This is a genomic window from Corallococcus llansteffanensis, assembly GCF_003612055.1.
GTDB lineage: Bacteria > Myxococcota > Myxococcia > Myxococcales > Myxococcaceae > Corallococcus > Corallococcus llansteffanensis.
The window spans coordinates 1-11939 of record NZ_RAWB01000311.1 but is presented as its reverse complement, the minus strand read 5'-3'; the positions used below and the strand labels follow the sequence as shown (position 1 = coordinate 11939).

The 11939-nt window shown below is 72.6% G+C and carries 10 protein-coding genes; 6 read left to right on the top strand and 4 right to left on the bottom strand.

Going from position 1 to position 11939, the window contains the following annotated elements; genetic code table 11:
* The first annotated feature begins 252 nt into the window (after nt 1–252).
* Both D7V93_RS26015 and D7V93_RS26010 read left to right on the top strand, forming a co-directional pair.
* Entirely contained in the window at nt 253–1311 is a 1059-nt protein-coding gene (locus D7V93_RS26015) for a sensor histidine kinase (protein WP_120645963.1), read from the top strand.
* Nucleotides 1308–2093, top strand: coding sequence for a LytR/AlgR family response regulator transcription factor (locus D7V93_RS26010; RefSeq protein ID WP_120645962.1), 786 nt, complete (start codon nt 1308–1310; stop codon nt 2091–2093). The genes D7V93_RS26015 and D7V93_RS26010 overlap by 4 nt, the downstream gene beginning before the upstream one ends.
* Before the next feature lie 9 nt (nt 2094–2102).
* Here D7V93_RS26010 and D7V93_RS26005 read toward each other — a convergent pair whose 3' ends face one another.
* Complete coding sequence (locus tag D7V93_RS26005; RefSeq protein WP_147451323.1) at nt 2103–3569, bottom strand: hypothetical protein; 1467 nt, start codon at nt 3567–3569, stop codon at nt 2103–2105.
* A gap of 118 nt (nt 3570–3687) precedes the next feature.
* Entirely contained in the window at nt 3688–5184 is a 1497-nt protein-coding gene (locus D7V93_RS26000; protein ID WP_120645960.1) for a glutamate-cysteine ligase family protein, read from the bottom strand.
* Between the two features lie 170 nt (nt 5185–5354).
* Between D7V93_RS26000 and rlmN the strand changes: the two genes are divergently transcribed.
* The gene (gene rlmN, locus D7V93_RS25995; protein ID WP_120645959.1) at nt 5355–6437 is read left to right on the top strand and encodes a dual-specificity RNA methyltransferase RlmN; all 1083 of its coding nucleotides are present in this window, start codon (nt 5355–5357) and stop codon (nt 6435–6437) included.
* Nucleotides 6438–6646: 209 nt separating this feature from the next.
* A complete protein-coding gene (locus tag D7V93_RS25990; protein ID WP_120645958.1) occupies nt 6647–7033 on the top strand; it encodes a hypothetical protein in 387 nt (128 codons plus the stop codon).
* A gap of 28 nt (nt 7034–7061) precedes the next feature.
* On the opposite strand, the gene D7V93_RS25985 is transcribed toward D7V93_RS25990, so the two are convergent.
* Nucleotides 7062–8672 carry an adenylate/guanylate cyclase domain-containing protein gene (locus D7V93_RS25985; protein WP_120645957.1) on the bottom strand — a complete coding sequence of 537 codons (1611 nt, stop codon included), beginning with the start codon at nt 8670–8672 and terminating at the stop codon, nt 7062–7064.
* Between the two features lie 33 nt (nt 8673–8705).
* The gene (locus D7V93_RS25980) at nt 8706–9575 is read right to left on the bottom strand and encodes a metallophosphoesterase family protein (RefSeq protein WP_120645964.1); all 870 of its coding nucleotides are present in this window, start codon (nt 9573–9575) and stop codon (nt 8706–8708) included.
* Nucleotides 9576–9661: 86 nt separating this feature from the next.
* Here D7V93_RS25980 and gluQRS point away from each other — a divergent pair, with 86 nt between their 5' ends.
* Both gluQRS and D7V93_RS25970 read left to right on the top strand, forming a co-directional pair.
* Nucleotides 9662–10615: a tRNA glutamyl-Q(34) synthetase GluQRS gene (gluQRS, locus tag D7V93_RS25975; RefSeq protein ID WP_120645956.1), complete on the top strand. Its 954-nt coding sequence runs from the start codon at nt 9662–9664 to the stop codon at nt 10613–10615.
* Nucleotides 10616–10769: 154 nt separating this feature from the next.
* Nucleotides 10770–11717, top strand: a complete 948-nt coding sequence (locus D7V93_RS25970; RefSeq protein WP_120645955.1) for a hypothetical protein — start codon at nt 10770–10772, stop codon at nt 11715–11717.
* Nucleotides 11718–11939 lie beyond the last annotated feature (222 nt).

Sequence of the window (11939 nt, the reverse complement as noted above, 5' to 3'; positions counted from 1 at the left end):
ACCACTCACCCCCACTGCGCGACGGCCGGGCGCAACCCTCCCCGGAGGGCCCCTGGGGCGGTGCCACAGTGCGTGGGCATGTTTCACGGACACTGGAGAAACCCCCCATGTTCTCACTGCGCTCGCCGCTCCTGTTCGTGCTTGCCCTCCTCTTCTTCCCGGCCGTCCTCGCCGGGACGCTCGTCCTGGACCTGGTCCCGGCCCCCATCCCCCGGCGCTAGGAGGCCGGACGGTGTAGCCTTCCGCTGGAGCATGTCGGAGACGTCGGAAGGGTCCATCGTTCGCGCCACGCTGCGCGCCCTGGTCGCGCCGCTGCGGCTGGGGCCCATCGTGCTGGTGTCACTGCCCCTGCTCGCGGCCCAGGTGCGCTGGAGCGTGGATCCGCACGCGCTGTGGCTGGGCATCCTCCTGTGCCTGCTGTGCGTCGCCGTCGCGCCCGTGTCGTACCGGGTGCTGTTCCCCGAAGGGCTGGACCTGAGCCACGGCGGCATCCGCCTGTTGCTCTACGCGGCGGTGGGCTGCGGCGTGGTGCTGTCCGTGGGGTACGCGCTGCCGCGCCTCACCGAGATGCAGCCCACCTTCCTGTCGGAGCGGTACAACCTGGCCGTCTGCGGCGGGCTGTTCCTCGTGGCCGGCTGGGGCCTGGGGCGGGACATCGGCTTCGAGGAGACGCTGACCCGCGAGCGCGCGCGCGCCACCCGCTTCGCCTGGGAGGCGGAACAGGCGCAGCTGCTGGCCATCCGCAGCCACCTGGATCCGCACTTCCTCTTCAACACGCTCAACGCCATCGCGGAGTGGTGCCGCGAGGACGGCGCCGTCGCCGAGGCCGCCGTGCTGCGGCTGTCCACGATGCTCCGCTCGGTGCTCGCCGGGGTGCGCAGCGTCACCTGGCCGCTGTCGCAGGAGCTGGAGCTGATGCGCACGCTGTTCGACCTGCACCTGCTGCGCGACCCGGACCTGTTCCAACTGCGCATGACGGTGGCGGACGGCCTTGGGGACGTGCCGGTGCCGCCGCTGCTGCTCTTGCCGCTCGCGGAGAACGCCGTGAAGCACGGGCCGGCCTCAGGGCACCGGGGTCCGCTGCTCGTGAGCGTGGGCGTGGCGCGCGACGGGGCGGTGGAGGTGTCCATCGACAACCCGGGCGCGTCCAGGGGCCCCCGCGAGGGCAGCGTGGGACTGCCCACCGTGGAGCGGCGCCTGGCGCTCGCCTACGCCGGCCGCGCGTCGCTGTCGCTCACGAGCGCGGACGGACGCACCCGTGTCACCGTCACCCTGCCCCGCCAGGGCCCCCAACCCGGAGTCCTCACGTGAGAGAGCCCCTGCGCGTCCTCATCGCCGATGACGAACTGCTGGCCAGGAAGCGCCTGTCCCGCCTGCTGGCCGCGCTGCCGGACGTGAGCGTCTGCGGCGAGGCCGTGGACGGGGACGCGGTGCTCGCCCGGGTGCGGGAGGGCGGCGTGGACGTGGTGCTGCTGGACATCCACATGCCGGGCCTGAGCGGCCTGGACGCCATGGGCCTGCTGCCGCAAGGGGGGCCCCACGTCATCTTCTGCACCGCCCACGCGGAGCACGCGGTGAACGCCTTCGAGCACGGCGCGGTGGACTACGTCCTCAAGCCCGTGGAAGCCGCCCGGCTGCAGAAGGCCCTGGAGCGCGTCCGGGCCCGGCAGCCGGCGGTGGCCCCGCCCGCGAAGGCGAAAGTGCTCCCCGTGCCTCCACCGGTCTCCACGGAGCGGCCCGCCTTCGCGCGGCTGCCCATCCCCACGCGGCAGGGGCTGGTGCTGGTGTCGCCGGACGCCATCTCCCACGCGTCGCTGGAGGACGAGCTGGTCACGGTGTTCACCGCCCAGGGCGACTTCCTCACCGACTTCACCCTCAACGAGCTGGCGGACAAGCTGCCCGCGGAGCACTTCCACCGGGTGCACCGGCGCGCGCTGCTCAACCTGTCGCACGTGACACGGCTGGAGCCGCTGGAGACGGGCGGCTACCTGGCGCGCACGGCGCGGGGGCACTCGGTGGAGGTGAGCCGCCAGTCCGCGCGCGACCTTCGCCGCCTGCTGGGGCTGCGCAAGGGCGCGGAGGACGAGGGCTGAAGCGCCCCGTCAGTTCCAGACGAAGAGCTGGTGCACGTATCCGGCGTCCTCGCCCAGCGTGTCCAGCAGGGCCTGCCGCGCGGGCGCGGGAAGCTCCGCGCCGCCGCGAGCGCAGCGGGCCGCCTCCTCGCGGGTGAGTGCGGGCGCCTTGCAGAAGGAGTCCTGCCAGCGGGCCAGGAGCGTCTGGAAGAAGATCTGCTCGTAGCCCCTCAACTCCCCGTCCAGCCACCCGTCCTTGCTGGGCTGGGAGAACTTCTCCGGCCTCACGTTGCCGGGGTCGAAGGTGATGTTGTGCTCGTAGCCGGAGGCGGACAGGGACTTCTCCGCCTTCACCGCCAGGGGCGCGTGCTGCTCCTGGAGGACGGCCTGGGCCACCACCGCGAAGTGGTACTCCACGCCCCGGCGCAGCGCGCGGTACTCGAAGGAGCGCGGCACGTCGCGGTACTTCGTCACCTCCACCGTCGTCTTGTACTCGACCGTCTTCTTCTGGGTGACGAGCCGCTTCTTCATCTCCCCCTTGTCCACGTAGGACTCCTCCACCGTGTACGGCACCTCCGCCGTCGCGGTGCGGTCCTCGTGGGCGGTGTAGGGCACCTGCTCCGTCCACGGCGCCGTCAGCGACACCGGCTGGCTGGTGCGCTCCTCGCTCAGGGTCCCCTGCACGGTGAGCGGCGGGCGGCGCGGGGAGCCCTCCCCGTACCAGGGCGAGGACTCGAACGCACCCGCCAGCCGCGACAGCAGGTATTGGACGACGTCGTTGCTGATGCCCTCCAGGGACACCTGGAACGTGGGAACCCCCAGGGCCTCCGGGAACAGCGGCGCCCGGGGCGCGTCCTGGCGGTAGTGTCGGCAGTAGCGCGCCACCAGCTCCGCCCAGTGCGCGGTGCCGTTCGCCGGCTCCTGCTTCAGCCGGTCGCACGTCGCCGCGCCGCCCTGCTGCACGGCCTCCTCCACGTCGCGCCGGATGGGCGCCATCTCCGCGTACGCGAGCAGCGCGCGCTTGCGGTTCAGGTGCGCCTCCGCCGTCAGCGCGTTGCCCCGCTTCGCCTGCTCGTTGATGAGCTGGCGCAGGTGCCGGTGCGTGCCGCCCATCTCCTCCAGGAGCGAGCTCTCCATGCCGCCGTCCAGCTTGGAGCTCCACTTCTTCCGGTAGGTGAGGAACTGCTCCAGGTTCAGCTCCGCGTCCTCGTCGCGGCCCTCCACGCGGGCCTGCCGCGCCTGGGTGAGCAGCTGCGACAGGCCGCGCCAGCGCAGGTCGTCCAGCGAGGAGCGCAGCTCCGGGTCGTTGGGCGAATCCTCGACGACCTTCACGTACAGCTCGGCGGCTTCGACGAAGCGGCCCTTCTCCGCCAGGTCATTGGCCTTGCCCCGGAGGGATGAGCACGCGGTCACCGCGCTCACGCAGACGAGCAGGGGCACGAGGAGGAACCTCCGGCGCGCGCCGGAGAGGGACGACGGGGAGGTGGAGGAAGTCACGGACGGCATCCTTCAGCGCGTGGCGCGGGGCCCTCGGGCTGACGACCCGGCGGGCCTCCATATTCACAGCGACGCCCGCGTCCGGACAAGACCCCCTTCCGCCCGGCTCAGCCAGGGCTCAGGGCGACTCCACGGGCCAGGTGTGCACGGGCAGCCCTGAATCCGAGTGGTGGAGGTAGCGCTCCAGCAGGGCCGCCAGCGCGTCCTGCCGGGGCATGTGGGCCTCCAGCCGGGCCAGCACCTCCCGCTGCCAGCGCGCCCCGGTGCGCCGCAGGGCCACGCGCTGCGCGATGATGTCCAGCATCGCGTCCGCCTCGCTGGCGTCCACCCCGTGCTCCGTCAGGCCGCGCCGCGCGATGGGCAGCAGGTGCTTCACCAGCTCCACCACCGGCATCGGGCGGGGGCTGGGCGCGACCTCCGCCGGCCACAGCATCACCGCGTCCAGGCCGCGCATCGCCGCCTGCTTGAAGTTGCGCCGCGCCTGCCAGAAGGGCAGCGCCGGCAGGAGCGCGTCCATCCGCTCCGCGAGCCCCAGCGTCAGGCCCAGCAGGAACGCGCCGTTGGCCACCATGTCCACCACCGTCGGGCCCGCCGGCAGCGCGCGGAACTCGATGCGCACGTGGCCGTCCCCGTGCGGATCATAGATGGCGCGGTTCCAGCACCAGACCGTGCCCTGGTGCAGCCGCAGCTCCTCCAGCGCCGGCACGCCCCCGGCCGCGACGATGTCCAGGGGGGAGTCCTCCTTGCCCAGCACCGGCAGGAGCGGCGGGTAGAGGGCCACCGCCTCGGCGAACAGCTCGTGGACGCCCTCGCGCACCCAGCCGTGGCCGAACGTCACGCGCGGGTGCAGGTGGGCCGCCTCGTCGGCGCTCTCGCTGCGGTCGTCGGTGGCCTGCTGGAAGAGCGCCACGCGCGTCTCCTCCCACAGCCGCTTGCCCAGGAACAAGGGCGAGTTGCCCGCCGCCGCCAGCACCGGCGCCGTGGCGAGCTGCGCGGCGTTGTACACGCGCGCGAAGTCCTCCGGCGCCACGCGCAGGTGGTACTGGAGCGACGTGTTGGCCCCCTCCAGCGTCACGTCGTCCCAGGTGAGGTTGAGCGTGTCGTCGCCCGCGATGGCCACCTGGAAGGGCCCGTCGCGCCGCTTGCGGATGGCGGTGTTGAGGGCCCGGTAGCGGGGCTGCTGGGTGAGCGCCCCCTTGCCCAGGTCCGCCTGCCGCAGCGTGGGCAGGATGCCGATGGCCGCCACGCGCGCGCCCTCCAGCGCCGACGCGCGCTGGAGCTCCTTCAGCACGTCCTCCAGCTCCACCCGCAGCGCGGTGAATGGCCGCCCCGCGAGCAGCGAGGGCCGCACGTTCGCCTCCATGTTGAAGCGGTTGAGCTCCAGCGTCACCCGGTCGTCCTGCGTCCGCGCCAGCACCTGCTGGTTCACCGGCAGCGGGTGGCCCGCGCCGTCCACCAGGTACACCTCCAGCTCCGCGCCCATCGTCGTGGGCCCCACGCCGAAGCCGGGGCGCTTCAGCAGCGCGCGCAGGGCCTCCAGGCTCTCCGCGAGCCGCTGCACGAACCGCTCGTGCTCCTCCGGCGTGAACTCCTCCTGCTGGATGGCAAGACCCATAGGCCCTCCACGATTGGCACGACGCACCGCGCTGGCACGCCGGGTGTCACCCGGTGGACGCCGCACCTCCCGCGAATCCGTCCTCCACCGCGCCGCACGCCCCCCTGGTCGCCCTGCGGGCTTGCGGCCCCGGGTGCGCGGGGGCCGGGGTGTGTTATCTCGACCCCGTCATGTCGGACGCCCCCGCCCTCCTCAATCTCTATGACCTGCCGCGCCCCGCGCTGGACGCGCGCCTGGGCGACTGGGGCTTCAGCCCCCAGTACCGCGAGCGCGTGTGGACGGGGCTGTACCGGGACGGGGTGACGGCGCTCGGCGACGTGGCGGGGCTGCGGCCGGACCTCCAGGCCGTGCTCCAGGAGCGCGCGCAGCTGGGAGCGCTCGCCACGCACCATGAGAGCTTCAGCAGCGACGGGCTCACGCACAAGCTGCTGCTGCGCCTGCACGACGGGCAGACCATCGAGACGGTGCTGATGCGTTTCAAGGGCCGCGCCACCGTGTGCGTGAGCACGCAGGCCGGGTGCGCCATGGGCTGCGTCTTCTGCGCCACCGGACAGATGGGGCTGTCGCGCCACCTCACGCCGGGCGAGATCGTGGGGCAGGTGCTCCACGTCACGCGCCTGTTGCGCGAGCGCGGGGAGGCGCTGCGCAACATCGTGCTCATGGGCATGGGCGAGCCCCTGCACAACTACGAGCACACGATGGCCGCGGTGGACATCCTCGTGGACCCCAAGGGGCTCGCGCTGGCGCCGCGCTTCATCACGCTGTCCACGGTGGGCGTGGTGCCCGGCATCCTCCGGCTCGCGGACGAGGCGCGCCCGGTGCAGCTCGCGGTGAGCCTCCACGGCGCCACCGACGCGGAGCGCGCGGCGCTGGTGCCCGCGGGCCGGCGCTGGCCTCTCAACGAACTGATGGACGCGTGCCGCTACTACGTGGCGAAGCGCAAGCGGCGCATCTTCTTCGAGTGGACGCTGATCGCCGGCCGCAACGACACCGCCGAACACGCGCACCACCTGGGCGTGCTGCTGCACGGGATGGACGCGCACGTGAACGTCATCCCGCTGAATCCCACCGTGGGCTACGACGGCGGCCCCAGCGTGCCGGACGCGGTGCGTGCATTTCAAGACGTGCTCACGTCGCACGGGGTGCCCAGCACGGTGCGTCAGCGACGCGGCATCGACATCGACGCGGGCTGCGGCCAGCTCAAGGCCGCCGTGGAGCGCAAGCCCCGCCGCACGCTTCCCGTCGCGTCCTGAGCAACAACAGGGTCGCGCGGCACACCCGCCCCGGACACCCGACCTGTCGTGTCACCCCCATCCGCTAGGGTGCGCCCGCCCACGCGTGCACCATGGCGTGTGGGTCCGTCGCGCATTTGCGCAGGCCCTTGCGTGGCACTGGCTCGTGGGCACATTCTTTGGCGACGGCTTCCACGCAAACCCAACGGCTTTCCCGGAGGAGGTGGGCAATGCTTTCCATCCAGGAGCACGGCACGGTGGAAGAGGCGAGCAGCAACCTGCTCGACTTCATCCTCATCCCCGACAACTGGCTCGAGCAGGCGGCACCGCAGCCCGAGGGCTCCGCCGCGTGGCCGGCGTCGGACATGCAGTACCAGCGGCGCGTGGGCTCCCTGCGCATCTGCGCGTCGGTGGACGTCGCGCCGACGCTGGACGTGACGCTCCACATCGCGTTCCGCGCGCCGGGGCTGACGCCCATCAAGGCGGCGGATCACCTGGAGAGCTTCCTCAAGCAGCGCCTGCCGCTGACGCCCAACAGCGAGTGGCAGGTGGAGGTGGACGACCGCCGGTGGATCCACTTCTCGCGCCGCTACGCGGGCACGCACCTGCTGGCCTGACGTTCCGCGGCCCGGCCGCGCGCGAGTCCTACAGCGAAAGCTGGTAGTGCCGCAGCGGCTGGGCCACGTTCTTCACCGGCGTCTCCGTGAGGGGCCCGAACTGGAGCTTGCGCACGAAGGGCTCCTGCGACGTGCGCAGCGCCTCGTGCACGCTCTGCATCACCAGCGTCTCGCGGAAGCCCGCCAGGGACTGGAGGCGCGCGGCCTGGTTCATCCCGCTGGAGAAGGCGGTGTAGTTGCGGTTGGGGCCGAAGAGGCCGCAGTTCGCGTTGGCCAGGTTCACGCCCACGGCCACGCCCAGCCCGGGCAGGCCCACCCGCTGGCACAGGGCCGCCACCTCCGCGCGCGCGCCCAGCTCCGCCGTGAAGGCCTGGATGTCGCACGCGGCGCGCACGGCGGCCTCCGCGCGGCGCACGCGATCCGCCTGGAAGAAGGGCGGACCGAAGAGGCCGATGACGCAGTCGCCGACCATCTTGTCGAACACGCCACCATGCGCCCAGATGCAGTCCACGGCGCGCGCGCTCCACTCGTCCACGAAGCGGCCGATGCTGCGCGGGCTGTCGAAGCCCTGCTCGCAGATGCGCGTGAAGCCGTTGATGTCCGCGAACAGGATGCCCACCTCCTGCTCCTGCGCGCGCAGGTGCCGCGCGTAGTCCGGGTCCTCCAGCAGCGCGTCGATGGAGTCCGTGGGGAAGAACTGCGACAGGTGGATGCGCTCGCGGTTGTAGTCCAGCAGGCGCTGGCTCAGCGTGGAGGCCAGCACGCGGATGAGGTCCATCGCGTACGCGGAGAAGCCCTCGTTGCTCCAGACGACGATCTTGCCCAGGGGCTCGCTGCGCGCCGCCGCGGAGATGAGCACCGCCTCCGTGGTGCGCCCGTCGAACAGCCGCTTGAGCACGCCCGCGTCACCGTGCAGCAGCCGCGTGCCGTGCTGTTGCAGCAGCGTCTCCAGCGGAGAGCTGGGCTGCTCCCCGCTCTCGTACTCCAGCTGGCCGTGACGGTAGGTGCGGTAGTGCAGCACGTGCGGCTGCACGGCGTCGCGGTACAGCAGCAGGAAGCCCGGCAGCCGCACCCGCTGCGCCAGCGTGCGCACCGCCTGGTCCATGCCCGCCTCGAAGACGGGGTTGGCCAGGTGCTCGTTGCACTGGAGGATGAGCTGGTGCTTCTCCGAAGCGGTGTGGACCAGCATCAGCACCGTATCCAGCTCCTCCGCCAGCACGTCCAGCGCGCGCAGCCGCCTGGCGGTGGTCTCCGCGTCGACGGGCACGCCCGCGTAGAGCAGGCCCAGCGTGCCCACCGGTGAGCCGGCCACGTCCAGCGTCTGGGTGACGAGCGTGTCCGCGCCATGGGCGCGCACGCCAGTGGCGCCCGCCAGGAGCGCGCCGGGGAAGATGCCGCCCCAGTTGCCCTCGCTCCAGGTCTGCTCCACCAGTTCCTCGTCGCGCGTGGTGAGCGCGATGGCGCGCGCGCCGGTGTGCTGGAGCAGCGTGGGGAAGCAGCGCCGGAAGCACTGGGCCAGCGTCTCGCGCTCCCGGAGGCTCTCCTCCAGGAGGTCGTCCGCCACGCGCCCCAGCTGGCGCAGGAAGCGGTACTCCTCCAGGGACAACTCAGCGGGTGGGGTGGTGGGCGCGGGGGTCATGTCCGCCCCTTCTACCGCCACGCGTGGGCCGTGTCAGGTGGCCCCTGATACAGAGCCAGGCACCTGCTTCGTGCCCCCCACCACCACGCCGCCCTCCACCTCGATGAGCCAGTAGCCCTCTTTACCCGCCTGGGTGGAGGAGCCCGCACCGAACAGGTGGGGCCGGTCCACGGTGGCCGGGTGGTGGTAGCGCTGGTGGATGTGGCCGTGGAGCACCGCGAAGCGCGGGCCCGGCAGCAGCTTCAGGAGGGCCTCCGCGTCGCGCAGGCCGTGGTGCCAGCCGTCCGCGTGGTCGGAGGAGTTGCGGGGCGCGTGGTGCACGACGACCAGGATGGCGCGGCCGTCCAGGCGGGGGTCCGCCACCAGGGCCGCCAGGCCTTCGAGCTGCGCGGGCCCGATGGTGCCGTAGGACAGCCCCGGGGAGGGCAGCGAGCGCGCCGAGCACAGCCCCACCACCGCGGCCCCGTCCCCCACGAGCCGCACGAAGGGAAAGGGCCCCTCGCGGCGGTACTCGGGCAGGTCGCTCTCCAGCAGCTCGCCGAAGTGCCGGGCGAAGCGACCGCTCTCATGGCTGCCGGGGGTGAACACATCGTGGTTGCCCGGGATGACGGTGCAGCGCGCGGGCGACGAGGCCAGGGGCCCCAGGGCGGCGCGGGCGGCGCGGAACTCGCCCTCCAGCGCGTAGGCGGTGAGGTCGCCGGAGAGGATGAAGTGATCCACGCCGTGCGTCTGCGCGTCGCGGGCGATGGCGGAGAGCGTGTGCTGCGCGTTCCGGTAGGCCTTCGCCCGGCCGCCGGCCGTCAGCTCCACGAGCGCCACCCAGCGGCGCCAGCCCAGCTTGTGCAGCGGGAGGGCGAAGTAGTCCTCCGTGATGTGGACGTCGGAGCAGTGCAGGAAGCGCATGGACGGGGTCACCCCTGGGGAACGGAGGCCAGGGGCGGGGCATTCTCTCCCAGCCGGGAGGGCGGGGAAGTTATGGTCGCGCCGTCATGGCCGCGCCAACGATGCGAGGGCGGTTCGCGCCCAGCCCCACCGGACGGATGCACCTGGGCAACGTGCGCAGCGCGCTCCTGGGCTGGCTCCAGGCGCGGGCCGCGGGCGGGGCGTTCCTCGTGCGCATCGAGGACCTGGACCGCGCGCGCTGCAAGCCCCAGTTCGTGGAGGACCTCTACGAGGACCTGCGCTGGCTGGGCCTGGACTGGGACGAGACGCCGCTCGTGCAGAGCGCCCGCGACGACGTGTACCGCGAGGCCCAGGCGAGGCTCGAGCGCGAGGGGCTCATCTACCCGTGCTTCTGCACGCGCGCGGAGATCGCCCGCGCGGCGAGCGCGCCCCACGGCCTGTCGGAGGAGGGCCCGCGCTATCCGGGCACCTGCGCGAACCTCACCGCCGCGCAGGTCTCCGAGCGCTCCCGCACGCGCGCCCCCGCGTACCGCTTCCGCGCCCGCCCCGGCGAGGTGCGCTTCGTGGACGACCTGATGGGGCCCTTCGTCCAGGACGTGCAGGCGCTGGTGGGGGACTTCGTGGTGCGCCGCAATGACGGCGTGGCCAGCTACCAGCTCGCGGTGGTGGTGGACGACGCGGACAGCCGCATCACCCACGTGCTGCGGGGCGACGACCTGCTGTCCTCCACGCCCCGCCAGCTCCAGCTCTATGAAGCCCTGCGCCTGCCCGCGCCCGCCTTCCTCCACGTGCCGCTGGTGCTGGGCGAGGACGGCAAGCGGCTGGCGAAGCGCGACGGGGCCTTCGCGCTGGCGGAGCTGCGCGCGCGCGGCCGGCCCCGCGAGCACGTCCTGGGCCTGCTCGCCGCCTGGAGCGGCCTGGGTGACGGCAGCCCGGTGGACCTGCCCGCGCTCGTCGCGCGCTTCGACAGGGACGTGCTGCCCCATGCTCCAGTGGTGGCACGCGAGGCACAGCTCCTCGACGCGCTGGGGCTGCGCTGAGCCGGGCCAGCCACCCACCCTCCCCTTGCGGACAGTGCGACCGGGCGAGGGTTCAATGACAGCACTTCCAGGGTGCACACCTTCAACCCAGATACGTACGCCCCCACCGTGACGAACGCGGCCGGGGGATGCACGAAAGCGAGGGTGAACCCCCATGGCAGCCATTGTCGAAAGCGAGAGGGCCGGCAGCATTCCGGCGATTGCGGGCAACCCGTCCAAGCTGAGCTGGGGCGCCATCTTCGGAGGCACCTTCGTCGCGCTGGGCGTGTGGATCCTCCTGTACACGCTGGGGCTCGCGCTGGGCCTGTCGTCGGTGGATCCGGGCAACACGGGCAGCGCGCGCTCCGCGGGAATCTTCACCGGCATCTGGGGCGTCATCTCGCCGCTCATCGCCCTCTTCGTGGGCGGCATCGTGGCCGCGCGCACCGCGGGCATCGTGGACAAGACCGCGGGCGCGATGCACGGCGCGGTGATGTGGGGCCTGACGACGCTCCTGGGCGTCATCATGCTGGGCATGGTGCTGTCGTCGCTGCTCGGCGCGGCGTTCAACGTCGGCAAGGCGGCGGTGGAGGCGGGCGGCTCGGCCGCGGTGGGGGCCGTGAAGGAGGGCGGATCCGCCGCGCAGACCTTCGGACTCGACGCCAACGACGCGCTCGCGCCCGTCAACCAGCGGCTGCAAAAGGAGGGCAAGCCCGCCATCACGCCGGACCAGTTGCAGGCGGCGACCAAGGACATCGTCTCCGAGGGCGTGCGCCAGGGCCGGATGGACCGCGAGCTGCTGGTGAGCAACATCGCGCAGAACACCAACCTGTCGCGCCAGGACGCCGAGGAGGTGGCCACCCGCGTGCAGCAGCAGGTGGATCAGGCCAAGGGCAAGGTCGGGGAGGTGGCCGGGCAGGTGGGCCAGGGCGCGATGCAGGTGGCGGACCGCTCCGGCCGCGTCTTCTGGGGCATCTTCGCGGGGCTCCTCCTGGGCCTCATCGCGTCGGTGCTGGGCGCCACCCTGGGCGTCAGCCGCCGCCAGCGCATCGGCGCCGAGGGCGCGGTGACCACCACGCCGCCGACGCATCCGACGCCGCCTCGCCGCGAGGTGTACCCGTAGCCTCGGGCGCTCGCGTGCATCCCCGCTTCACGCTTCCCCCGTGAGGCGGGTATGACACGCGGGCTCCCGCCATGGCGCCCTCGCAACGCACCCTCCTCCACTGGCTCGTCATCCCCGGCGTGAGCCTGGGCGTGTTGCTGCTGTGCGCACTGCTGGCCTCCTGGCTCACGCGGTCCCCGGAGAACAGCGCCGACGCGGACACGGCGCGCCTTCCCCCCGCAC